A 25,469-nucleotide genomic window follows, 5' to 3' on the forward strand; every position below is an offset into this window, starting at 1 on the left:
TTGTGGCCAGACTAGGCCAATATAGACACGCTGCTGGGGCTAACAGCAAAATTGGCCAAATTATACGCTAACCCCAAATTTCCAGCTAGAGCCGACGATGCCTTTTATCATCAAGCTTAGCTCGAGTTAGCGCCAGGTGTCGGGTAGCTTCACTTGGCTCCAAAGGTCATCACACAATGGCGCGGTATGTTGCCACTGACCGCTGCAAATCCATTTCACTAAGGCATCACCCACCTGTGGATAGGCGATGGGACTTGGCGATGCTGCCTTGAGCCAACGTTTGACCACGCCCATGTCTAGACTCATCATACTGTCACCCGCGCCCAATAATTGCAGCGCTGCCACGTTCGACAACTGCTCGAATTGACCAATCAGCGGCTTGACCAACAACTTCTTACCTAAGGTCAGCGCCTCGCTCGCCAACTCAAATCCGGCATTACCAATCACTCCACCGCAGCTCGCTAAGTGCTGTTTAAATCCGTCACGATTAAAACCATGCCATTGAATATGGTCGGCGAGCGGTGCTGTCGGCTGCTTAGCGTGATACACCAAAAACTGATAATCCGTAAAAGGCTTAAAAAATTCGGCGATCGCATCCGCCTCTTCGAAGGGTAAATACACCAAAATTTGATGGGTATGTTCAATAGGACTGGCATCGACTTCGACAAAGGGAGGTAGGATCGGAAAACCAAAATGATGCCAATGGCAACCCAGTGCCACATCCACTGGCGCAAAATAGTTGAGTAGCAACTCATTAAACCAAGTGCTCCCCAACTTAGGCACTGGGTGAGTCAAGGCCGCTTGATGACTTATGCCAATGGAAGGGACGCCTTGGCGCCTCGCCGCCCATGCGGATACGGGTTCAAAATCATTCAGCACTAGGTCATAGCAACTCAAATCTAATGCTTGGATATCCTTAAGCAATGACAAGGAGCAATTCTGTCTCACCGTTTGCGATACATTCACTCGTCCTGAGTGAGTCGCAAAGGTCATTCCCGCCTGTACGCGATACTCCCCAAAACACTCCATATCGAAAAAATGCTCAGGCTTGCGCCCCGAAAACAAAAAGTCGACTTGAATATTGTGCTCAATTAAGGCTTTTGCCATCACTCGAGCACGACTTAGGTGGCCATTCCCTGTGCCTTGAACTCCGTAGAGTATTCGCATTGCTTATCCTTTAACTGTGAATGAGAGAGTGGTGAATCAAGGAGGTACCTAACGAATAAGCGCCTGATTTGGGTTAAATCACGGGATGTACCAGCAACACTGCCCCAATACCTAACAGGGCGCCAGCAGCAATATCTGAAGGGTAATGCACCCCTAGCGCAACGCGTGAGGCACCAATACTGAACGCCCAGGCATAGGCAAAAGGGGCGGCGATGGGATACACCTGCGCCACACTCGTGGCCATCACAAAGGCGGCCGCCGTGTGCCCAGAAGGTAGACTGAATCTGTCTGAAGGTTCGAATCCCTTTTCAAACCCAACTAAGGCGTGGCAGGGGCGAGTGCGGCGAATGCTATTTTTGAGTAATAAGTACAGCGGCAATTCAATCAAAAAGCTCGCTAACAGCAGATTGAACAGGCTCTGTCCTTGGGCATGTGTCAGCATCAACCCAACAGCAAGATACAGATACACATGCCCATCCCCAGTTGCCGATATCCGCTTCGCCCAATCATAAACACCATGACGTTGGCTCAAACCCACAATGCGATAAAACATGCGCTTATCTAAGTCTGTAATGTAACTCAACATAAAACAGGCTCCTTGCTGGCATGCCAGCGAGTATCATGGCGATGTTAATGAGTGCATTCTCTCGACAACCGTTAGCGTCTGCATGTTTTAACGCCGTGTCAGACGACTATTTCACGATAGAACCCCACGCTAAACCCTATGGCGACTTAAACAGATATTGCTTAAGTACTCAGTGTTAAGCTGAGACTAAGAACTCCCGATGACGGCAAAGTGACATCAGGCCTAAAGTTTTATGACATTCGCACAGATGAAATAAATCGCGATGAATGAAGTAATGACTGCAAAGAGAGGAAAACGGGCTGGGAGATACAGTGCTGCCCTGATGCTAAGAGCGGGCAACACTGTTAGAAAACTTTCAAGCGACGGCTTGTTCCAACGCTTTGGCGCGGTAAATTTTCGTCAGATGATAGATATTAATACAGGCTACGAAGGCGTTCATACCCGCAACAGGCCAGGCTGAAATAAATACGCCGTAGATGACAAACAGGGTACAACCGACAAAGTTTAGCCATCTTAACCAGACGATGTTCTTCATCATAAGTGAAATTGCCACCATCACTGAGGCAAAATAACCAATAATTTCAATTGTGTTTACAGCTTCCATAGGCACCTCTCGAAGGCCCTCTACCGTCCATAAGCGTAACGGGGGGTCCTTGCCCCTAAAGCAAATATAAGTTAAGTAAGTTAATTTAAACTTGGGATATAATACCAAAACACGCAACAGAGTTGTAATAAAAAACCGTTATTTAATGACCGAAATCAAGTTTTGAGGATAACCCCCTGTTAAGTGACGAAAGCTTACAACAGAAGTGTTAACGTCCAAGTGCAACAATACCGTGATTGATAACACTTTTCTTTTCAGTAATCCCTTTTATACTGGCGTAAACTCGCTAAACTGTACGCAACGCGGATCAATAGGAGTGTAAATATGGAATACAACACCTCAGAACTATGTGACATGTACTTAGATGTCGTAGATGTAGTCGAGCCCATGTTCAGTAACTACGGTGGTTGTAGCTCTTTTGGCGGTTCTATCAGCACGATTAAGTGCTTTGAAGACAACGGCCTAATCACCGAGGTCTTACAAGAAGATGGCCAAGGTAAAGTCTTACTGGTTGACGGTGGTGGCTCATTACGCCGCGCCCTGATCGATGCTTCTATCGCTGAAATCGCAGTCAACAACAACTGGGAAGGCATTATCGTTTACGGTTCAGTACGCGATGTGGATGCGCTGGAAGAATTAGACATCGGCATTCAAGCCCTTGCCTCGATTCCAGTAGGTGCCGATGGCAATTCAGTGGGCGAAGTGGAAATTCCGGTCAACTTTGGCGGCGTGACCTTCCTCCCAGGCGATCATATCTATGCCGATAACACTGGCATTATCCTGTCGCCAGAGCCACTCGACATTGAGTAATGACAAATAACACGACAAGAAAGCCAGCTAAGCTGGCTTTTTTATTGGCTGTTTTTAGTTTACTCCCATTGAATATTCGTCCTTGGGTACGCCACAATATCCCTGTCCCTACCCTATAAGAATACGAATCCATGTCCGAATTTATTCCCTTTACCCAGGCCGATGTGGCCAGTCTAGTGAGCCCGAGAGCGGGTGAAACCAAAATTGGCCAATGTGTACATTTGGCTAATCACGAGCATTCACTCGAGGCGATACTCGCCACAGCCAAGGCCCACGGCGCTCAATTTGCCATTTTAGGCGTTGGGGAAGATATTGGCCCACGAGCAAACTTAGGCCGAGGTGGCGCCACCGATGCCTTTACCACCAGCATGCGCCAATGGCTGAATTTACAGTCGAATCGTTTTCTTTCGGGCGCCGAATGCCTAATTTTGGGGCAAGTTCATACGGCGGATCTGCAATTACAAGCGCAGGACGGCGAAGGCGCGAGCCTAACCCATTTACGCCAGGCGGTTGAGCAACTCGATGAACGGGTGATAAGCATCGTCAGCGCTATCCAAGCGGCGGGGCTTGAACCCATAGTGATTGGCGGCGGCCACAACAATGCCTATGGTCTGTTAATGGCGACTTCGGCCCATTATCAACGCCAAGTCGCTGCAGTGAATCTTGACCCTCACAGCGATTTTCGTCTGCTCGAAGGGCGTCACAGCGGTAATGGTTTTAGTTATGCCGCCGATCGCGGCGCGCTGGGTTATTACCATGTGCTCGGCTTGCACGAGCTCAAAAATAGCGAGGCAAACTTACAACAACTGTCTGAATTTGGTGGTACTTGGCATAGCCTGCAACAGATCTGGGTTCGCCGCGAGATTAGCCTCACAGAGGCGCTGCAGCAGATAGTCAACAAACTCAATCACACCGCACTTCCCGTAGGATTAGAGCTTGATGTCGATGCCATTGCTAAAATGCCCAGCAGCGCCTCAACGGCGGCGGGTATTCCTCTGCTCGATGCCGCGCACTATATCAGTTATATCGCCAGTCACTGCCCTTGTGCTTATTTGCACTTGGCCGAAGCCGCGCCAAGTTGCCATGAGGCGGGTATTGAAGCCGGATTTAGGGATGTCGGCCAGAGTATCAGCGAGTTAATCTATGCCTATGTGCAAGCAAGGCGCCAATTTTTAGCTCAATAGCATGTTAAGCTTGCGCCCTTGTGGGCGCTAAGCTATTCACCAAATCCTGATATTGTGGTCTAATGCCAATCCATTTTATCGAGTCGGCGCACTCAAGATTAGCGAATGCCAAACGCCTCAAGCCAACGCCTTGAGGAGAGTTTACTAACTCGATCACAGAGTGATAGATCAAAGATTCAGCAAATGCAGGCGATGGCTTACACTCGCCACCAATACTTTGCAAAACAATAGGAATACATTGATGTCTGAGGGCGAATCTAAAAATACCCACTTTGGTTATAAAACCGTAGAGGCGGATAAAAAGGCCGATCTCGTTGCCGGCGTGTTTCATTCGGTTGCCGCCAAGTACGATATCATGAATGACGTCATGTCCTTCGGTATTCACCGTTTTTGGAAGCGTTACACCATTGAAGTTTCTGGTGCGCGCCCTGGTATGAAAGTGCTCGACCTTGCGGGTGGGACTGGCGATTTAACCGCTAAGTTCTCCCATCTGGTGGGTGAAAAAGGCGAAGTGGTATTAGCGGATATCAACGATTCTATGCTGAAAGTGGGCCGCACTAAACTGCGTGACCGCGGCATCGTTGGCAATGTGAGCTATGTGCAAGCCAACGCCGAAGCGCTGCCTTTCCCCGATAACCACTTCGATATCATCACTATCGCCTTTGGTCTGCGTAACGTGACCGATAAAGACGCGGCGCTGCGTTCAATGAACCGCGTGCTTAAGCCAGGCGGTAAGTTATTAGTGTTAGAGTTTTCTAAGCCGCAACACGAGCTGATGCGTAAAGTCTATGACTTATACAGCTTTAAAGTGCTGCCGAAAATGGGTGAGATTATTACCAAGGATGCGGATAGCTATGAGTATTTAGCCGAGTCGATTCGTATGCACCCAGACCAAGAGACCCTCAAGCAAATGATGGTCGATGCGGGCTTTGAACAGGTCGATTACACCAATATGACCGACGGCATTGTTGCCCTGCACCGCGGTTATAAATTCTAATGATGCCGCAAGAAGTGGTGTTACTTGCCTGCGCCGCCATTGAGACGGGTCTGAAGCAACTTCAGACCCAAGCTGGCGACGCCTATGCTCGCCAGCGTCAGTTACATGGCAAAGTCTTTCGCATTCAGTTATCACAACTCAGCTGGCCAATTTACTTGGTCTTCGCCAAAGAAATTCAAGTACTGAGTCGCTATGAAGGCGATGTGGATGTCAGCCTGCATGCCGATGCCACAACGCTCTACCGCGTGACAGAAGGTGCTAACCTCACCGAACTCATCAAACAGGATAAGCTCAGCCTCGAAGGTGACCTCAATCTGTTACAAAGCTTCAGCCATTATCTGCGTAGCATAGAGTTTGATTTTGCCGAGCCACTGTCGCGTTACTTAGGCGATGGGCCAACCCATAAACTGCTGAGCACGGGACTACAGGCCAAAAACTTAGCATTTGAAGTGCTGCGTAAGACCCGCTCGCATTTGGGGCAACTCGCAATCGAAGAATATCGCCTTGCGCCACACCGGATTGAACTCATTCATTTTCGCGATCAAATGGATGATTTAGTTGATGATACTCGAGCGCTCGAACAACGGATTGCCAAATTAAGAGATAAAATTAAGCCATGACCCTTGCCAGTATCCGCCGCGGTTATCATGTCATTAAAACCCTACTGCAATATGGGTTAGATGACGTATTACCGCCAAAGATGACCCCTTGGTACTTTAAACTCGCCCGCAACAGCCTGTTTTGGATCCGCAATAAGCACAAAGGCAAATCCGGTGGCGAGCGTTTAAAGCTGGCGATGCAAGAGCTTGGCCCTGTGTATATTAAGCTCGGGCAAATGCTATCAACCCGCCGCGACTTGCTCAGCGACGAATGGGCCAATGAACTTGCCATGTTGCAGGATAAAGTCCCGCCCTTCGATGGCGCCTTGGCACGGCAAGCGATTGAAACCGAACTTAAAGCCCCCATCGAGAGCTTCTTCGACGACTTTAACGAGACGCCATTAGCCTCAGCTTCGATTTCTCAGGTGCATACCGCCACGCTCAAATCCAACGGCAAAGCCGTGGTATTAAAAGTGCTGCGACCGAATGTGGAAGCTAAAATCCAAGCCGACTTGTTGTTGATGTCGCAAACGGCTAAGATCATCGATTATCTCCTCGGTGAAGGGAATCGTCTGCGTCCCTCTGAGGTGATTGAAGATTACCGCGTGACCATTCTAGGTGAGCTTAATCTTAAGCTTGAGGCCCTTAATGCCATTAAGCTGCGCAATAACTTCCTCGACTCAGACGCGCTCTATATTCCGTATGTTTACGAAGAGTTTTGCTATCCACGTTTAATGGTGATGGAGCGCATTTACGGTATTCCGGTATCGGATATCGCCGCGCTGAAGGCACAGGGAACTAACTTTAAACTCTTGGCTGAGCGTGGCGTAGAGCTGTTTTTCACCCAAGTGTTCCGCGATAATTTTTTCCATGCCGATATGCATCCAGGTAATATTTTTATCTCCCGCGATCATCCCGAGAATCCTTATTATATCGGCCTAGATTGCGGCATTATGGGCACACTCAGCGAAGTCGATAAGCGCTATTTAGCGGAAAACTTCCTCGCGTTTTTCAACCGTGATTACCACCGTATCGCGCAGCTGTATATCGAGTCGGGTTGGGTATCGGAAAAAACCGATCTGCAAGCCTTCGAGCAAGCCATCAAGGTCGTTTGCGAGCCTATGTTTAACAAGCCGTTAGATGAAATATCCTTTGGGCACGTGTTATTAGAACTGTTCCGCACCGCACGCCACTTCGATATCGTCGTACAGCCTCAGCTCGTGCTGCTCGAGAAGACATTACTGTACATCGAAGGCTTAGGACGTCAGCTCTATCCGCAGCTGGATCTCTGGCAAACGGCGAAGCCCTTTTTAGAGCAATGGATGGCCGAGCAAGTGGGCCCCAAGGCAATGTTTAAAAAGGTATCCACAAAACTGCCATATTGGTCTGATAAGCTTCCGGAATTCCCTGAGCTAATTTACGATAACCTTAAATTAGGCAGGAAATTGCTGAGTTCTCAGCAACAAATGCTAGATAAGTATCTGAAATATCAGCAGCAAGCACACAAGAGTAATTACTTGCTCATCACTTCTGCAATTTTATTGATCTGCGGCACGTTATTGTTTAACCAAGACGCTACACTGTGGAGCCCTTACGTGTGTCTAATTTCAGGCGCAGCGTTATGGATTATCGGATGGCGATCTAGGCCAAAGAATCGTAAATTTTAGCTAGCACTAATTAATCAGAGGTTCATAATAGAACCGATATCAATTAAGAGGATACCTTCATGGGTGGCATTAGTATTTGGCAACTTCTTATCATCGCGTTAATCGTTGTCTTATTGTTTGGAACAAAGAAATTACGCTCTTTGGGTGGTGATTTAGGTGGTGCTGTTAAGGGCTTTAAAAACGCTATGTCTTCAGAAGAAGATAAGAAAGCGTTAGAAGATGCTGAAGCGGCAAAACCTGTGCAAACAGCACAAACTGCACAACCAACCCAACAGGCGACTGAAAAGAAACCTGAGTCTAACAAAGAACAGGCGTAACTCTTTATGTTTGACGGTATCGGCTTTATGGAGCTGCTGCTGATCGGTGTTCTGGGGCTTGTGGTACTTGGCCCCGAACGTCTACCGGTTGCAGTACGTTCAGTAACAGGTTGGATCCGCGCGATGAAACGCATGGCCAACTCAGTCAAAGAAGAACTTGAGCAAGAGCTAAAGATCGAGCAATTGCACGCCGACCTCAAAAAAGCAGAGAGCAAAGGTCTATCTAACCTCTCACCCGAACTGCAAGAGTCGATCGACCAGTTGAAGCAAGCAGCGCAGTCTGTGAATCGTCCTTACCAAGTGCAAGATATTCCTGCACAGGAAAATCAGATCCACAATCCTGCAAGCCAGAGTGTTTCTTCAGAGGCGAGTCCTACGGCTTCCTCCGCCCCCACTAGCGAACCCAATCAGGGCGAGGATACCCGTTCTAACCCGAAAGCTAACGGATAATTATGTCGCAACAGCAGCCACTTATCAGCCATTTGCTTGAACTTAGGTCCAAGCTGCTTAAATCCATTGCCAGTGTGTTATTAGTGTTCATTTGTAGCGTGTATTGGGCAAATGATATTTACCATTACATGGCAATCCCTTTAATGCAGTCTTTGCCCTTAGGTGGCAGCATGATTGCGACCGATGTGGCCGCACCTTTCTTCGCCCCTTTCAAACTAACTTTGGTACTGTCATTTTTTGTGGCGGTACCCTATGTGCTCTATCAAATTTGGTCCTTCGTCGCACCCGGTTTGTATAAGCATGAAAAACGCTTAGTCATGCCGCTACTCTTTAGCAGCACAGTGCTGTTTTACTTAGGAATAGCCTTTGCGTATTACATTGTATTCCCTGTGGTATTTGGCTTCTTTGCCAACACAGCCCCCGAGGGAGTACAAGTTGCGACCGATATCAGCAGCTATCTCGATTTTGTGCTGAAGTTATTTTTTGCCTTTGGCTTATCCTTTGAAATCCCGGTTGCCGTAGTCCTGCTTTGCTGGGCGGGTGTAACCACTCCTGAAGATCTCAAACAAAAACGCCCTTATATCATTGTCGGCGCATTCGTGGTCGGTATGCTGTTAACGCCACCGGATGTTATATCCCAGACTATGCTTGCCGTACCAATGCTGTTATTGTTCGAAGGCGGATTATTTGCAGCTCGTTTTTACAGTAAACCTGATGACGAGACCGACGAAGAAGAATCAACGAACGACTAATGCCTCAATCGGCATTAGAGGAAAATAATAATAAGGAAACTGGGATGCGTTTTACTCTACTGACTTGTGCAGTGTTACTGGTATCTGCACAGGCTAATGCCGCGATTGAGCAACAATTAACTCAATGTGCAGGGATAACTGACAAGCTCGAGCGCTTGGTATGCTATGACAACCTAGCAGCAAGCATTCAAGTCACCACAGTTGCCAATAACACCACGGCCCCGATGGCAGTCGCCCCCGTTGTCACTCCCGCAGCTGCCCCTGTAGCTGTGGCGACTGCAGCTCCTGTTGCAGCTGCCGCAACCAATGTCGAAGATAATTTCGGTATGGAAGTTAAACGCGTCCAAGAGAATACAACCGACAAAATTTATCTCGATGTGGAGTCTATCGCAGAAGACCCTTACGGCGCCTTAAAGATTACCTTTACCAATGGCCAAGTTTGGAAACAAACCGAAGGCCGTAAATTTAATCTCAAAGTCGGTGAAAAAGTCTTTATCGAAAAAGCCGCGCTTGGCTCTTTCTTAATGGGCACTGAAAGTCGTAATGCTAAGGTGAGGGTAAAACGCCTAAAATAATGCCATCTTATATAGATATCGCTGTCAACTTGCTTGGCAGCGCACTCGAACCAGACATAGCGCAAATCGTACAAGCAGCGGCGGACCAAGGGGTTTCGCCGTTAATTGTTATTGGCAGCGATTTAACTGAAAGCGCCGCCGCCATTCAATTATGCCAACAGTATCCCAAACAGCTTTACTGCACCGCAGGCGTACATCCCCACCACGCTAGCGAATGGCAAGCAGACTCCAAACAGTTACAAACAAACCTGTGCCAAGCGCCACAAGTCGTTGCTGTCGGTGAATGTGGACTCGATTACAACCGAGACTTCTCCCCTCGCCCAGCCCAGCGCCAAGCGTTTATCGACCAACTCGAACTCGCAGTTGAACTCAAAAAACCGGTACTCATGCATGAACGAGATGCCCACGATGATTTTTTGAGTATTGTTAAAGAATACCGCCCTCATCTCAGCGGAGCATTACTGCATTGCTTTACAGGCACCCGGGCTCAGATGGAAGCCTATATCGACCTCGATCTACATTTGGGTATTACGGGGTGGGTATGTGATGAAAGACGCGGCCTAGAGCTAGCCGAGCTGGTTCCATTTATTCCGAAAGAACGTTTATTGATTGAAACTGACAGCCCATATCTGCTGCCACGCAGTATGCGACCTAAACCTAAATCCAGTAAAAACAAACCCGAATACTTGCCCTATATTGCGCAATATATTGCCAATTTACGGGGTGAAAATTCGGCTGAATTTGCCAAACAGTGCTATCAAAATAGCCTCGCCTTTTTTAATTTGAGTCAAGCTAATGACTAAGTTCGGCGGCTTATTGGTATTGTTGCTCAGCATGTTCATATCGACTGGCAGCTTTGCCAACACTATGAGCATAGATGAGCGTACCCCCACTCCCCTTAACCTTACCCCTTGGTTAATGGTGACGCATTCCAATGCCGATGGTCAGTTAGCCGATATCCAAGCTCAACCTAAGTTGGAATGGCACAAGTTTACCAATCAGGATATTCAACGCCTCAATCAACATAGTTTTTGGCTTAGAGTTAACCTCACTACTGGCGATGAGCACCTTTCACGTATTCTCGCCCTAGATAATCCCTTGCTGGATAAAGTGACGCTTTATCATTTAGTGGATAATGAACTCATCAACACATCGTATATGGGGGATACACTGCTCTATAAGGAGCGCCCGCTGCCGAGCAATATATTTCTGTATCCTTTTAAACTGAATGCCAATGAGCAACACACCTTCTATCTGCATATCGTCACCGAAGGTAATGCCGCCGTACCACTAAGTCTTTGGTCAGCCAATGATTTGGCCCAAATTGCCGAATCGACGGCGATTGAACATGGGTTTCAACTCGGTGTACTCGCCGCGATAGGGATCTTCAGTCTCTTTATCGCACTCGCCTCGGGTTCATTTAGCTATAGCTATTACTCAGGTTATGTCCTGTGCATGACACTCTTGGTGGCCACCATTAATGGTTATGCATTCCGTTTTCTCTGGCCTAATTGGCCTGCGCTACAGCAACTGATGATCCCCGTGCTGTTACCTCTGGTGATGGCCTTTGCCTTAATGTTCACCGAAAAAATCCTACAGCTGAAATACTATAACCGCCGTATGTTATTAATATGTCGTTATAGTGCCGTTTATATCCTCTTGATTGGATTATTAGTGCCTTTTATCCGCTATGGCACCGCACTTTCTATCGAGATTATCTCGGTAGCGATACTCAGCATCGTTATGATGGTACTCGCGGTGATTCAAGCCATTAATGGTCAAAAACTCGCGAAGCTCTATACCATTGGCTGGGTCAGTATGCTCACGGGCGCGTGCCTCAGTAGCCTACTCTATTTGAGTGTTATTGAACTCAATATCAAGCCACAGACACCAGTGATGTTCGGACTCACTTTCGAGATCATCTTTATGTCACTAGTACTCGCTATTCGTTATAACGATGAACGAAAATCCAAGCTACGCATTCAACAGGAAGCGCTAAAACAAGCACAAAAGATCCGTAGTGCACGCGAGGAAGCCTTGAAAGTGGAAGCCGAAACCAATGAAAGGCTCGAGCAGATGGTGCAAGAACGCACGCTAGAGCTTGAGATAACCCTGCGCGAATTGCATGAAGTTAACCAAAAACTTACCGAGCAGAGCACTATCGATAGCTTAACCGGAGTAAAAAACCGCAGCGCCTTCGATAAACGACTGCTCGCAGAGAGCCGGATTAGCCGTCGCCAAGAAACCCCTATTGCCTTATTAATGCTGGATATCGACCGATTTAAATCCATCAACGATCAATTCGGCCACCTAGCAGGGGATCAGGCATTAAAAGTGATAGCGACAACCTTGCAGCAACATTTAAAACGACCAACCGATCTAGTATCACGTTTTGGTGGTGAAGAGTTTGCTATTATTCTCCCCAATACGACTGCGGATGGCGCTCTTCAAGTCGCTGAAAATATAAGAGATGCAGTGACCAGTATCGGCCTAGCATGGGAAGGCAAGCCCATTCCCTTGACCGTGAGTATCGGTGTCAGTGCCGACGTCATCAGTAACGACCAACACAGTACCGAATTATTAGAGCAAGCCGACAAGGCGCTCTATCAGGCAAAAAATAGCGGACGCAATCAAGTTAAATTGTATGCGCCAGCACAAACAGAACCTACTTAGGAGTCTAATGTGAACATCATTACCAGTGCCTTCCCTCAGCGCAGAATGCGCCGCATGCGCAAACATGACTTTAGCCGTCGCCTGATGGCAGAGAATCACCTAACAGTCAATGACTTGATCTACCCCATGTTTGTGCTTGAAGGCACTAATCGCAGCGAAAAAGTCGCTTCTATGCCAGGGGTTGAACGCTACTCTATCGACTTACTATTAAAAGAAGCCGAAGAGCTAGTTGAACTCGGTATTCCGTTAATAGCGCTGTTCCCAGTTACCCCTGCCGAGAAGAAATCGCTGATGGCAGAAGAAGCCTACAATGCCGATGCTTTAGTGCAACGCGCCGTGCGTGAACTGAAAAAGGCCTTCCCACAACTGGGTATCATGACTGACGTGGCCTTAGATCCTTTCACCACCCACGGTCAAGACGGCATTATCGATGAAACAGGCTATATCCTGAATGACATCACTACAGAGATCTTAGTGAAACAAGCACTCTCTCATGCCGAAGCGGGTGCAGATATTGTTGCCCCGTCGGACATGATGGATGGTCGCATAGGTGCGATTCGCCAAGCGCTCGAAGCCGCTGGCCATGTCAACACCCAAATCATGGCCTATTCAGCCAAATACTCCTCAAGCTACTATGGTCCCTTCCGTGATGCAGTAGGCTCAGCAGGCAACTTAAAAGGTGGCAATAAACATAGCTATCAAATGGATCCAGCCAACAGCGATGAAGCCTTGCATGAAGTGGCACTAGACATCCAAGAAGGTGCAGATATGGTAATGGTGAAGCCTGGTATGCCTTACCTAGATATCGTTCATCGCGTAAAAACCGAATTAGCCGTGCCTACCTTCGCTTACCAAGTCAGTGGCGAATATGCCATGCATATGGCAGCCATTCAAAATGGTTGGTTAGCGGAAAAGGCCATCGTCATGGAATCGCTGCTATGCTTCAAACGCGCTGGCGCAGATGGCATCCTTACCTACTTCGCTAAACGTGCAGCACAGTGGCTAAAAGAAGCTAAATAATCAGGCTTAAAAACCAATTCTAAGCATAAAGGGCAGCCATACGCTGCCCTTTTCATTGTCCCGAACAAAGCTCTTAGATCTACGGCTTTATCGTTCAAATCGATAAGCAGGCAATGAATATCGTCTTCGCAGAGGCGAATAAAAGGAAGGAAGATAATAAAAAGGAAAGCGCGAAAACAAAAAAGCCAGCTTATTCAGCTGGCTTTATCGTTTAATTAGGCGCTTGGCGATGACCTACTCTCACATGGGGAGACCCCACACTACCATCGGCGCGATTGCGTTTCACTTCTGAGTTCGGGATGGGATCAGGTGGGACCACAATGCTATTGTCACCAAGCAAATTTGGTATTTACTTACCCGTCTTATCTCACGCAGGCAGTAAATGAATTCGGAAAGCTGTATTGAGTTGCACTTCTTAAGTGTTTGTATTCGTCTAAGTACTACTTAGCAAAACCCATCTGGGTTGTATGGTTAAGCCTCTCGAGTCATTAGTATCAGTTAGCTCAACGCCTCACAACGCTTACACACCTGACCTATCAACGTCCTAGTCTCGAACGGCTCTTTAGTGGACTTAAAGTCCAAGGGATGACTCATCTTGGGGCTCGCTTCCCGCTTAGATGCTTTCAGCGGTTATCGATTCCGAACATAGCTACCGGGCAATGCCATTGGCATGACAACCCGAACACCAGCGGTTCGTTCACTCCGGTCCTCTCGTACTAGGAGCAACTCCCCTCAATCATCCAACGCCCACGGCAGATAGGGACCGAACTGTCTCACGACGTTCTGAACCCAGCTCGCGTACCACTTTAAATGGCGAACAGCCATACCCTTGGGACCGACTTCAGCCCCAGGATGTGATGAGCCGACATCGAGGTGCCAAACACCGCCGTCGATATGAACTCTTGGGCGGTATCAGCCTGTTATCCCCGGAGTACCTTTTATCCGTTGAGCGATGGCCCTTCCATTCAGAACCACCGGATCACTATGACCTACTTTCGTACCTGCTCGACGTGTCTGTCTCGCAGTTAAGCTGGCTTATGCCATTGCACTAACCGTACGATGTCCGACCGTACTTAGCCAACCTTCGTGCTCCTCCGTTACTCTTTGGGAGGAGACCGCCCCAGTCAAACTACCCACCAGGCACTGTCCTTAACCCCGATTAGGGGCCCAAGTTAGAACATCAACACTACAAGGGTGGTATTTCAAGGACGACTCCATCAGAACTAGCGTTCCAACTTCAAAGTCTCCCACCTATCCTACACATGTAGGGTCAATGTTCAGTGCCAAGCTATAGTAAAGGTTCACGGGGTCTTTCCGTCTAGCCGCGGGTATACGGCATCTTCACCGCAATTTCAACTTCACTGAGTCTCGGCTGGAGACAGCGTGGCCATCATTACGCCATTCGTGCAGGTCGGAACTTACCCGACAAGGAATTTCGCTACCTTAGGACCGTTATAGTTACGGCCGCCGTTTACCGGGGCTTCGATCATGAGCTTCTCTTGCGATAACCCAATCAATTAACCTTCCGGCACCGGGCAGGCGTCACACCGTATACGTCATCTTGCGATTTTGCACAGTGCTGTGTTTTTGATAAACAGTTGCAGCCACCTGGTATCTGCGACTGCCGTCAGCTTAGGGAGCAAGTCCCATCACCAACAGCAGCGTACCTTCTCCCGAAGTTACGGTACCATTTTGCCTAGTTCCTTCAGCCGAGTTCTCTCAAGCGCCTTGGTATTCTCTACCCGACCACCTGTGTCGGTTTGGGGTACGATTCCCGCTAACCTGAAGCTTAGAAGATTTTCCTGGAAGCATGGCATCAACTACTTCATCCCCTTGGGGACTCGTCATCAGCTCTCAGTGTATAGTGACCCGGATTTGCCTAAGTCACCCACCTACCACCTTAAACGCGGACTACCAACGCCGCGCTAGCCTAGCCTTCTCCGTCTCTCCATCGCAGTTAGCGGAAGTACAGAAATATTAATCTGTTTCCCATCGACTACGCCTTTCGGCCTCGCCTTAGGGGTCGACTCACCCTGCCCCGATTAACGTTGGACAGGAACCCTTGGTCTTTCGGCGAGGGGGTTTTTCACCCCCTTTATCGTTACTCATGTCAGCATTCGCACTTCTGATACCTCCAGCGTGGGTTACCCCTTCACCTTCAACGGCTTACAGAACGCTCCTCTACCGCGCAACCCTAATGGATTGCACCCGTAGCTTCGGTGGTATGTTTAGCCCCGTTACATCTTCCGCGCAGGCCGACTCGACTAGTGAGCTATTACGCTTTCTTTAAATGATGGCTGCTTCTAAGCCAACATCCTAGCTGTCTAAGCCTTCCCACATCGTTTCCCACTTAACATACACTTTGGGACCTTAGCTGACGGTCTGGGTTGTTTCCCTTTTGACGACGGACGTTAGCACCCGCCGTCTGTCTCCCGGATAGCACTCTTTGGTATTCGGAGTTTGCAAAGGGTTGGTAAGTCGGGATGACCCCCTAGCCTTAACAGTGCTCTACCCCCAAAGGTGTTCGTCCGAGGCGCTACCTAAATAGCTTTCGAGGAGAACCAGATATCTCCCGGTTTGATTGGCCTTTCACCCCCAGCCACAAGTCATCCGCTAATTTTTCAACATTAGTCGGTTCGGTCCTCCAGTTGATGTTACTCAACCTTCAACCTGCCCATGGCTAGATCACCGGGTTTCGGGTCTACGCCTTGCAACTAAACGCGCAGTTAACACTCGGTTTCCCTACGGCTCCGCTATTCGCTTAACCTCGCTACAAAACGTAAGTCGCTGACCCATTATACAAAAGGTACGCAGTCACGGTCTCAAGTACCGCTCCCACTGCTTGTACGTATACGGTTTCAGGTTCTATTTCACTCCCCTCACAGGGGTTCTTTTCGCCTTTCCCTCACGGTACTGGTTCACTATCGGTCAGTCAGGAGTATTTAGCCTTGGAGGATGGTCCCCCCATATTCAAACAGGATATCACGTGTCCCGCCTTACTCGTTTTCATCAAAGGTTAGTTTTCGTGTACGGGGCTATCACCCTGTGCCGCTGGACTTTCCAGACCATTCCACTAACACCCCTCTGACTTAAGGGCTAATCCCCGTTCGCTCGCCGCTACTAGGGGAATCTCGGTTGATTTCTTTTCCTAAGGGTACTTAGATGTTTCAGTTCCCCTCGTTTGCCTCACTACACTATGTATTCATGCAGTGATAACAGCTTATGCTGCTGGGTTCCCCCATTCGGACATCGTTAGCTCAAATGCTTGTTACTAGCTCGCCAACGCTTTTCGCAAGTTACTACGTCCTTCATCGCCTCTGACTGCCAAGGCATCCACCGTATACGCTTAGTCGCTTAACCATACAACCCAAATGAGTTTCACATCACTTGCGTCGTTGCGACCAGCTGGTTTTACTTGTCTCATCTTCGACCAAGAAGATGGACTCGCCTTAGACTTGAATATTCAAGACACTTAAAAAGTGTTTTAAGAACTCAATTTTTTCGTATTAACACAACGACAGACATCATTGCATTAATTACTATCAGCTTTCCAAATTGTTAAAGAACAATGCTTACCGGCACGCGGCGCATTTCGCTCTCCCTCCTCTTTCGAGAAGTTCAACAAGCCATCTGTGTGAACACTCAACAAACATCGAGTTAGTCGTATAGGTAAGGAGGTGATCCAGCCCCAGGTTCCCCTAGGGCTACCTTGTTACGACTTCACCCCAGTCATGAACCACAAAGTGGTGAGCGCCCTCCCGAAGGTTAAGCTACCCACTTCTTTTGCAGCCCACTCCCATGGTGTGACGGGCGGTGTGTACAAGGCCCGGGAACGTATTCACCGTGGCATTCTGATCCACGATTACTAGCGATTCCGACTTCATGGAGTCGAGTTGCAGACTCCAATCCGGACTACGACGAGCTTTGTGAGATTAGCTCCACCTCGCGGCTTTGCAACCCTCTGTACTCGCCATTGTAGCACGTGTGTAGCCCTACTCGTAAGGGCCATGATGACTTGACGTCGTCCCCACCTTCCTCCGGTTTATCACCGGCAGTCTCCCTAGAGTTCCCGCCATTACGCGCTGGCAAATAAGGATAGGGGTTGCGCTCGTTGCGGGACTTAACCCAACATTTCACAACACGAGCTGACGACAGCCATGCAGCACCTGTCTCAGAGTTCCCGAAGGCACTAAGCTATCTCTAGCGAATTCTCTGGATGTCAAGAGTAGGTAAGGTTCTTCGCGTTGCATCGAATTAAACCACATGCTCCACCGCTTGTGCGGGCCCCCGTCAATTCATTTGAGTTTTAACCTTGCGGCCGTACTCCCCAGGCGGTCTACTTAATGCGTTAGCTTGAGAGCCCAGTGTTCAAGACACCAAACTCCGAGTAGACATCGTTTACGGCGTGGACTACCAGGGTATCTAATCCTGTTTGCTCCCCACGCTTTCGTGCCTGAGCGTCAGTCTTTGTCCAGGGGGCCGCCTTCGCCACCGGTATTCCTCCAGATCTCTACGCATTTCACCGCTACACCTGGAATTCTACCCCCCTCTACAAGACTCTAGTTTGCCAGTTCGAAATGCAATTCCCAGGTTGAGCCCGGGGCTTTCACATCTCGCTTAACAAACCGCCTGCGCACGCTTTACGCCCAGTAATTCCGATTAACGCTTGGACCCTCCGTATTACCGCGGCTGCTGGCACGGAGTTAGCCGGTCCTTCTTCTGTAGGTAACGTCACAGATAAGCCGTATTAAGACTTACCCTTTCCTCCCTACTGAAAGTGCTTTACAACCCGAAGGCCTTCTTCACACACGCGGCATGGCTGCATCAGGGTTTCCCCCATTGTGCAATATTCCCCACTGCTGCCTCCCGTAGGAGTCTGGGCCGTGTCTCAGTCCCAGTGTGGCTGATCATCCTCTCAGAACAGCTAGGGATCGTCGCCTTGGTGAGCCATTACCTCACCAACTAGCTAATCCCACCTAGGTTCATCCAATCGCGAGAGGCCCGAAAGTCCCCCTCTTTCCCCCGTAGGGCGTATGCGGTATTAGCAGTCGTTTCCAACTGTTATCCCCCTCGACTGGGCAGATCCCTAGGCATTACTCACCCGTCCGCCGCTCGCCACCTCAGGAGTAAACTCCCTTGTGCTGCCGCTCGACTTGCATGTGTTAGGCCTGCCGCCAGCGTTCAATCTGAGCCATGATCAAACTCTTCAATTAAAAGTTTTTTGTTTAACTCGCGTTAAACGACTCAATGAATTCTACTGTTTTGATTCGCTTTGCTCACTAAGAAGCATCGCGTTTCAATCCATACATTACTGTATGTACATATTGCTATGAACACTCATTCATTGATTTAAATTTTGATTACTCGCCAAACGGCAGAGTAATTTCGATTAACTCAACACCTGTGAGTGTCCACACAGATTTCTTGTTTAGATTGTTAAAGAGCATTTGACCATTCACTTCGCGCTACCGCTCAGCGGGTCAGGGCTGCGTATTCTACGCATTTCCCGTGTCGCGTCAAGGCGTTTTTGCAAACTTCTTGAGGCTTTCGAATCAACTGCACATTTTGCATTCTATTCGAACTGTCACCGCGCTTGCTTTCGCTGTCTGCCGTGTCAGTGGATGCGCATTATAGGCAGCAGAACTTTTTGTGCAAGGGCTTTTTTCAAGTTTTTCGTATTATTTTTCAAATCGCTTTTTACACCCAAACTAGGCACACCCTACCCACTACTTACCCCCAAAGTTATCCACATCCTAAAATTTTAACTATCGTGGTAAGCCGCAATTCGGGTAGTTGGTCGCTTGCAATATAAGGTTATTTAAAGTGAATTAAAGCATCGATGTTTTAAATGATACTGTAATTTCGAAACAGGACTTCTAGAAATAAGACAGCCTAATTATGTCATTCACAACAAAACCCTGTTCAATGGAGTTATGCATTCTCTTCTTAAATCTTAAATCCTTCGCATTGCATTAAATAGAACGATACACATCTTGTCTTTATAGTGGGCTCTATGGGAGGGGCAGTCGAAGGCTCGTGCTTGCTCCTATAAGATGGAGCAAATTGACAAGACAAGAGTACATCGCGACATTGGGCGAAGAGAAAGGGCAATGTTACGGCCTGATTCAAAGCTCAAATCATTATGAATCGCGAATCGAAAGCATACTCGTGCACACAGAGGGCCAATGACTGAATACGTTGTACAAGGGGCGTAGTAAAGAAAAATTTAGAAAAGCAAAAAGGCCACCTAATCAGGTGGCCTTTCTTAATTTAGCGTTTGGCGATGACCTACTCTCACATGGGGAGACCCCACACTACCATCGGCGCGATTGCGTTTCACTTCTGAGTTCGGGATGGGATCAGGTGGGACCACAATGCTATTGTCACCAAACAAATTTAGCTCTAGGACAACACACTAGATTGTATGGTGCTGATACCCAGAATCGAACTGGGGACCTCATCCTTACCAAGGATGCGCTCTACCGACTGAGCCATATCAGCAATTCTTTATCATCAATGATGATTTAATTAGGCGCTTGGCGATGACCTACTCTCACATGGGGAGACCCCACACTACCATCGGCGCGATTGCGTTTCACTTCTGAGTTCGGGATGGGATCAGGTGGGACCACAATGCTATTGTCACCAAGCAAATTCTTACTGGTTAATTCTACGTCTGACGGCATTGTTTCCTCACTCCAGTGCTCATGTACTACCGTACACTCCGCCCTTCGCTCGTCACGGCTTTGTCTGCCGTACCATTACCTGCGTAATTAACCTTTATTTGTTAATTTAGAAAGCTGTATTGAGTGCCACTTCTTAAGTGTTTGTATTCGTCTAAGTACTACTTAGCAAAACCCATCTGGGTTGTATGGTTAAGCCTCTCGAGTCATTAGTATCAGTTAGCTCAACGCCTCACAACGCTTACACACCTGACCTATCAACGTCCTAGTCTCGAACGGCTCTTTAGTGGACTTAAAGTCCAAGGGATGACTCATCTTGGGGCTCGCTTCCCGCTTAGATGCTTTCAGCGGTTATCGATTCCGAACATAGCTACCGGGCAATGCCATTGGCATGACAACCCGAACACCAGCGGTTCGTTCACTCCGGTCCTCTCGTACTAGGAGCAACTCCCCTCAATCATCCAACGCCCACGGCAGATAGGGACCGAACTGTCTCACGACGTTCTGAACCCAGCTCGCGTACCACTTTAAATGGCGAACAGCCATACCCTTGGGACCGACTTCAGCCCCAGGATGTGATGAGCCGACATCGAGGTGCCAAACACCGCCGTCGATATGAACTCTTGGGCGGTATCAGCCTGTTATCCCCGGAGTACCTTTTATCCGTTGAGCGATGGCCCTTCCATTCAGAACCACCGGATCACTATGACCTACTTTCGTACCTGCTCGACGTGTCTGTCTCGCAGTTAAGCTGGCTTATGCCATTGCACTAACCGTACGATGTCCGACCGTACTTAGCCAACCTTCGTGCTCCTCCGTTACTCTTTGGGAGGAGACCGCCCCAGTCAAACTACCCACCAGGCACTGTCCTTAACCCCGATTAGGGGCCCAAGTTAGAACATCAACACTACAAGGGTGGTATTTCAAGGACGACTCCACGAGAACTAGCGTTCCCGCTTCAAAGTCTCCCACCTATCCTACACATGTAGGGTCAATGTTCAGTGCCAAGCTATAGTAAAGGTTCACGGGGTCTTTCCGTCTAGCCGCGGGTATACGGCATCTTCACCGCAATTTCAACTTCACTGAGTCTCGGCTGGAGACAGCGTGGCCATCATTACGCCATTCGTGCAGGTCGGAACTTACCCGACAAGGAATTTCGCTACCTTAGGACCGTTATAGTTACGGCCGCCGTTTACCGGGGCTTCGATCATGAGCTTCTCTTGCGATAACCCAATCAATTAACCTTCCGGCACCGGGCAGGCGTCACACCGTATACGTCATCTTGCGATTTTGCACAGTGCTGTGTTTTTGATAAACAGTTGCAGCCACCTGGTATCTGCGACTGCCGTCAGCTTAGGGAGCAAGTCCCATCACCAACAGCAGCGTACCTTCTCCCGAAGTTACGGTACCATTTTGCCTAGTTCCTTCAGCCGAGTTCTCTCAAGCGCCTTGGTATTCTCTACCCGACCACCTGTGTCGGTTTGGGGTACGATTCCCGCTAACCTGAAGCTTAGAAGATTTTCCTGGAAGCATGGCATCAACTACTTCATCCCCTTGGGGACTCGTCATCAGCTCTCAGTGTATAGTGACCCGGATTTGCCTAAGTCACCCACCTACCACCTTAAACGCGGACTACCAACGCCGCGCTAGCCTAGCCTTCTCCGTCTCTCCATCGCAGTTAGCGGAAGTACAGAAATATTAATCTGTTTCCCATCGACTACGCCTTTCGGCCTCGCCTTAGGGGTCGACTCACCCTGCCCCGATTAACGTTGGACAGGAACCCTTGGTCTTTCGGCGAGGGGGTTTTTCACCCCCTTTATCGTTACTCATGTCAGCATTCGCACTTCTGATACCTCCAGCGTGGGTTACCCCTTCACCTTCAACGGCTTACAGAACGCTCCTCTACCGCGCAACCCTAATGGATTGCACCCGTAGCTTCGGTGGTATGTTTAGCCCCGTTACATCTTCCGCGCAGGCCGACTCGACTAGTGAGCTATTACGCTTTCTTTAAATGATGGCTGCTTCTAAGCCAACATCCTAGCTGTCTAAGCCTTCCCACATCGTTTCCCACTTAACATACACTTTGGGACCTTAGCTGACGGTCTGGGTTGTTTCCCTTTTGACGACGGACGTTAGCACCCGCCGTCTGTCTCCCGGATAGCACTCTTTGGTATTCGGAGTTTGCAAAGGGTTGGTAAGTCGGGATGACCCCCTAGCCTTAACAGTGCTCTACCCCCAAAGGTGTTCGTCCGAGGCGCTACCTAAATAGCTTTCGAGGAGAACCAGATATCTCCCGGTTTGATTGGCCTTTCACCCCCAGCCACAAGTCATCCGCTAATTTTTCAACATTAGTCGGTTCGGTCCTCCAGTTGATGTTACTCAACCTTCAACCTGCCCATGGCTAGATCACCGGGTTTCGGGTCTACGCCTTGCAACTAAACGCGCAGTTAACACTCGGTTTCCCTACGGCTCCGCTATTCGCTTAACCTCGCTACAAAACGTAAGTCGCTGACCCATTATACAAAAGGTACGCAGTCACGGTCTCAAGTACCGCTCCCACTGCTTGTACGTATACGGTTTCAGGTTCTATTTCACTCCCCTCACAGGGGTTCTTTTCGCCTTTCCCTCACGGTACTGGTTCACTATCGGTCAGTCAGGAGTATTTAGCCTTGGAGGATGGTCCCCCCATATTCAAACAGGATATCACGTGTCCCGCCTTACTCGTTTTCATCAAAGGTTAGTTTTCGTGTACGGGGCTATCACCCTGTGCCGCTGGACTTTCCAGACCATTCCACTAACACCCCTCTGACTTAAGGGCTAATCCCCGTTCGCTCGCCGCTACTAGGGGAATCTCGGTTGATTTCTTTTCCTAAGGGTACTTAGATGTTTCAGTTCCCCTCGTTTGCCTCACTACACTATGTATTCATGCAGTGATAACAGCTTATGCTGCTGGGTTCCCCCATTCGGACATCGTTAGCTCAAATGCTTGTTACTAGCTCGCCAACGCTTTTCGCAAGTTACTACGTCCTTCATCGCCTCTGACTGCCAAGGCATCCACCGTATACGCTTAGTCGCTTAACCATACAACCCAAATGAGTTTCACATCACTTGCGTCGTTGCGACCAGCTGGTTTTACTTGTCTCATCTTCGACCAAGAAGATGGACTCGCCTTAGACTTGAATATTCAAGACACTTAAAAAGTGTTTTAAGAACTCAATTTTTTCGTATTAACACAACGACAGACATCATTGCATTAATTACTATCAGCTTTCCAAATTGTTAAAGAACAATGCTTACCGGCACGCGGCGCATTTCGCTCTCCCTCCTCTTTCGAGAAGTTCAACAAGCCATCTGTGTGAACACTCAACAAACATCGAGTTAGTCGTATAGGTAAGGAGGTGATCCAGCCCCAGGTTCCCCTAGGGCTACCTTGTTACGACTTCACCCCAGTCATGAACCACAAAGTGGTGAGCGCCCTCCCGAAGGTTAAGCTACCCACTTCTTTTGCAGCCCACTCCCATGGTGTGACGGGCGGTGTGTACAAGGCCCGGGAACGTATTCACCGTGGCATTCTGATCCACGATTACTAGCGATTCCGACTTCATGGAGTCGAGTTGCAGACTCCAATCCGGACTACGACGAGCTTTGTGAGATTAGCTCCACCTCGCGGCTTTGCAACCCTCTGTACTCGCCATTGTAGCACGTGTGTAGCCCTACTCGTAAGGGCCATGATGACTTGACGTCGTCCCCACCTTCCTCCGGTTTATCACCGGCAGTCTCCCTAGAGTTCCCGCCATTACGCGCTGGCAAATAAGGATAGGGGTTGCGCTCGTTGCGGGACTTAACCCAACATTTCACAACACGAGCTGACGACAGCCATGCAGCACCTGTCTCAGAGTTCCCGAAGGCACTAAGCTATCTCTAGCGAATTCTCTGGATGTCAAGAGTAGGTAAGGTTCTTCGCGTTGCATCGAATTAAACCACATGCTCCACCGCTTGTGCGGGCCCCCGTCAATTCATTTGAGTTTTAACCTTGCGGCCGTACTCCCCAGGCGGTCTACTTAATGCGTTAGCTTGAGAGCCCAGTGTTCAAGACACCAAACTCCGAGTAGACATCGTTTACGGCGTGGACTACCAGGGTATCTAATCCTGTTTGCTCCCCACGCTTTCGTGCCTGAGCGTCAGTCTTTGTCCAGGGGGCCGCCTTCGCCACCGGTATTCCTCCAGATCTCTACGCATTTCACCGCTACACCTGGAATTCTACCCCCCTCTACAAGACTCTAGTTTGCCAGTTCGAAATGCAATTCCCAGGTTGAGCCCGGGGCTTTCACATCTCGCTTAACAAACCGCCTGCGCACGCTTTACGCCCAGTAATTCCGATTAACGCTTGGACCCTCCGTATTACCGCGGCTGCTGGCACGGAGTTAGCCGGTCCTTCTTCTGTAGGTAACGTCACAGATAAGCCGTATTAAGACTTACCCTTTCCTCCCTACTGAAAGTGCTTTACAACCCGAAGGCCTTCTTCACACACGCGGCATGGCTGCATCAGGGTTTCCCCCATTGTGCAATATTCCCCACTGCTGCCTCCCGTAGGAGTCTGGGCCGTGTCTCAGTCCCAGTGTGGCTGATCATCCTCTCAGAACAGCTAGGGATCGTCGCCTTGGTGAGCCATTACCTCACCAACTAGCTAATCCCACCTAGGTTCATCCAATCGCGGAAGGCCCGAAGGTCCCCTCCTTTCCCCCGTAGGGCGTATGCGGTATTAGCAGTCGTTTCCAACTGTTATCCCCCTCGACTGGGCAGATCCCTAGGCATTACTCACCCGTCCGCCGCTCGCCACCTCAGGAGTAAACTCCCTTGTGCTGCCGCTCGACTTGCATGTGTTAGGCCTGCCGCCAGCGTTCAATCTGAGCCATGATCAAACTCTTCAATTAAAAGTTTTGTGAATCCGAAGATTCGACTCAATGAATTCTGAATCGACTTAACTTAATAAGTCGTTGTACATATTGCTATGAACACTCATTCATTGATTTAATTCTTTGATTACTCGCCAAACGGCAGAGTAATTTCGATTAACTCAACACCTGTGAGTGTCCACACAGATTTGCTTGATAAATTGTTAAAGAGCGTTGACCATCGCATTATCGCAAGTGATTTCAGCGGGTCAGGGCTGCGTATTCTACGCATTCCCGTTTTTGCGTCAAGTAGTTTTTGCAACTTTCTTTTCGCTCATCGAGGAGTGAATCACTCGATGAATTGGCACTTGAAACTGCGTATCGCTGTCTGCCGTGTCAGTGGTTGCGCATTATAGGCAGCAGAACTTTTTACGCAAGGGCTTTTTTCGGTTTTTTTGATCTTTTTTCAATAGTTTCAGTTAGTCACAAA

Annotated in this window: 15 protein-coding genes, 1 tRNA gene and 7 rRNA genes; 12 read left to right on the forward strand and 11 right to left on the reverse strand. The window is 48.8% G+C overall.

What is annotated here, in order from left to right; all coding sequences use genetic code 11:
• Nucleotides 1–126: 126 nt before the first annotated feature.
• The 3 genes from SHEWMR4_RS18510 to SHEWMR4_RS18520 form a co-directional block, all read right to left on the reverse strand.
• Nucleotides 127–1,167, reverse strand: a complete 1,041-nt coding sequence (locus tag SHEWMR4_RS18510) for an MJ1255/VC2487 family glycosyltransferase (protein WP_011624275.1) — start codon at nt 1,165–1,167, stop codon at nt 127–129.
• A 73-nt stretch (nt 1,168–1,240) separates the two neighbouring features.
• Nucleotides 1,241–1,753, reverse strand: a complete 513-nt coding sequence (locus SHEWMR4_RS18515; protein WP_011624276.1) for a phosphatase PAP2 family protein — start codon at nt 1,751–1,753, stop codon at nt 1,241–1,243.
• Between the two features lie 355 nt (nt 1,754–2,108).
• Nucleotides 2,109–2,357, reverse strand: a complete 249-nt coding sequence (locus SHEWMR4_RS18520) for a YgjV family protein (RefSeq protein ID WP_041408907.1) — start codon at nt 2,355–2,357, stop codon at nt 2,109–2,111.
• Between the two features lie 324 nt (nt 2,358–2,681).
• Between SHEWMR4_RS18520 and rraA the strand changes: the two genes are divergently transcribed.
• From rraA to hemB, 12 genes are all read left to right on the forward strand, one after another.
• Entirely contained in the window at nt 2,682–3,167 is a 486-nt protein-coding gene (gene rraA, locus SHEWMR4_RS18525; protein WP_011624278.1) for a ribonuclease E activity regulator RraA, read from the forward strand.
• 131 nt (nt 3,168–3,298) lie between these two features.
• Nucleotides 3,299–4,351 carry a formimidoylglutamase gene (locus tag SHEWMR4_RS18530; RefSeq protein WP_011624279.1) on the forward strand — a complete coding sequence of 351 codons (1,053 nt, stop codon included), beginning with the start codon at nt 3,299–3,301 and terminating at the stop codon, nt 4,349–4,351.
• A 241-nt stretch (nt 4,352–4,592) separates the two neighbouring features.
• Nucleotides 4,593–5,348 (forward strand): bifunctional demethylmenaquinone methyltransferase/2-methoxy-6-polyprenyl-1,4-benzoquinol methylase UbiE, encoded by a 756-nt coding sequence (gene ubiE, locus SHEWMR4_RS18535; RefSeq protein WP_011624280.1) that lies wholly within the window; start codon nt 4,593–4,595, stop codon nt 5,346–5,348.
• A complete protein-coding gene (locus SHEWMR4_RS18540) occupies nt 5,348–5,968 on the forward strand; it encodes an SCP2 domain-containing protein (RefSeq protein ID WP_011624281.1) in 621 nt (206 codons plus the stop codon). Before ubiE ends, SHEWMR4_RS18540 begins: the two co-directional genes overlap by 1 nt.
• Complete coding sequence (gene ubiB, locus SHEWMR4_RS18545) at nt 5,965–7,614, forward strand: ubiquinone biosynthesis regulatory protein kinase UbiB (protein WP_011624282.1); 1,650 nt, start codon at nt 5,965–5,967, stop codon at nt 7,612–7,614. Before SHEWMR4_RS18540 ends, ubiB begins: the two co-directional genes overlap by 4 nt.
• Before the next feature lie 59 nt (nt 7,615–7,673).
• On the forward strand, nt 7,674–7,931 hold the full coding sequence (gene tatA / locus SHEWMR4_RS18550) for a Sec-independent protein translocase subunit TatA (protein WP_011624283.1): 258 nt from the start codon (nt 7,674–7,676) through the stop codon (nt 7,929–7,931).
• 6 nt (nt 7,932–7,937) lie between these two features.
• Nucleotides 7,938–8,381: a Sec-independent protein translocase protein TatB gene (gene tatB, locus SHEWMR4_RS18555; RefSeq protein WP_011624284.1), complete on the forward strand. Its 444-nt coding sequence runs from the start codon at nt 7,938–7,940 to the stop codon at nt 8,379–8,381.
• A 2-nt stretch (nt 8,382–8,383) separates the two neighbouring features.
• Nucleotides 8,384–9,133 (forward strand): twin-arginine translocase subunit TatC, encoded by a 750-nt coding sequence (gene tatC / locus SHEWMR4_RS18560; protein WP_011624285.1) that lies wholly within the window; start codon nt 8,384–8,386, stop codon nt 9,131–9,133.
• A gap of 44 nt (nt 9,134–9,177) precedes the next feature.
• Nucleotides 9,178–9,708 carry a hypothetical protein gene (locus tag SHEWMR4_RS18565; protein ID WP_011624286.1) on the forward strand — a complete coding sequence of 177 codons (531 nt, stop codon included), beginning with the start codon at nt 9,178–9,180 and terminating at the stop codon, nt 9,706–9,708.
• Nucleotides 9,708–10,511 (forward strand): TatD family hydrolase, encoded by an 804-nt coding sequence (locus SHEWMR4_RS18570; RefSeq protein ID WP_011624287.1) that lies wholly within the window; start codon nt 9,708–9,710, stop codon nt 10,509–10,511. The genes SHEWMR4_RS18565 and SHEWMR4_RS18570 overlap by 1 nt, the downstream gene beginning before the upstream one ends.
• The gene (locus tag SHEWMR4_RS18575; RefSeq protein ID WP_011624288.1) at nt 10,504–12,381 is read left to right on the forward strand and encodes a diguanylate cyclase; all 1,878 of its coding nucleotides are present in this window, start codon (nt 10,504–10,506) and stop codon (nt 12,379–12,381) included. The genes SHEWMR4_RS18570 and SHEWMR4_RS18575 overlap by 8 nt, the downstream gene beginning before the upstream one ends.
• 9 nt (nt 12,382–12,390) lie before the next feature.
• Complete coding sequence (gene hemB / locus SHEWMR4_RS18580; RefSeq protein ID WP_011624289.1) at nt 12,391–13,401, forward strand: porphobilinogen synthase; 1,011 nt, start codon at nt 12,391–12,393, stop codon at nt 13,399–13,401.
• Between the two features lie 221 nt (nt 13,402–13,622).
• Here hemB and rrf (SHEWMR4_RS18585) read toward each other — a convergent pair.
• From rrf (SHEWMR4_RS18585) to SHEWMR4_RS18620, 8 genes are all read right to left on the reverse strand, one after another.
• Nucleotides 13,623–13,738, reverse strand: a 5S ribosomal RNA gene (gene rrf, locus SHEWMR4_RS18585).
• Between the two features lie 130 nt (nt 13,739–13,868).
• Nucleotides 13,869–16,761 (reverse strand): 23S ribosomal RNA (locus tag SHEWMR4_RS18590).
• Nucleotides 16,762–17,071: 310 nt separating this feature from the next.
• Nucleotides 17,072–18,614: ribosomal RNA gene (locus SHEWMR4_RS18595) — 16S ribosomal RNA — on the reverse strand.
• 1,062 nt (nt 18,615–19,676) lie between these two features.
• Nucleotides 19,677–19,792, reverse strand: a 5S ribosomal RNA gene (rrf, locus tag SHEWMR4_RS18600).
• 34 nt (nt 19,793–19,826) lie between these two features.
• Nucleotides 19,827–19,902 (reverse strand) — tRNA-Thr (locus SHEWMR4_RS18605).
• A 33-nt stretch (nt 19,903–19,935) separates the two neighbouring features.
• Nucleotides 19,936–20,051 (reverse strand): 5S ribosomal RNA (gene rrf / locus SHEWMR4_RS18610).
• A 221-nt stretch (nt 20,052–20,272) separates the two neighbouring features.
• Nucleotides 20,273–23,165, reverse strand: a 23S ribosomal RNA gene (locus SHEWMR4_RS18615).
• A gap of 310 nt (nt 23,166–23,475) precedes the next feature.
• Nucleotides 23,476–25,018 (reverse strand): 16S ribosomal RNA (locus tag SHEWMR4_RS18620).
• The 16S, 23S and 5S rRNA genes sit together here with 1 tRNA gene alongside, the layout of an rRNA operon.
• Between the last annotated feature and the right edge of the window lie 451 nt (nt 25,019–25,469).

Origin of the sequence: Shewanella sp. MR-4 (genome assembly GCF_000014685.1) — a bacterium.
Classification (GTDB): domain Bacteria; phylum Pseudomonadota; class Gammaproteobacteria; order Enterobacterales; family Shewanellaceae; genus Shewanella.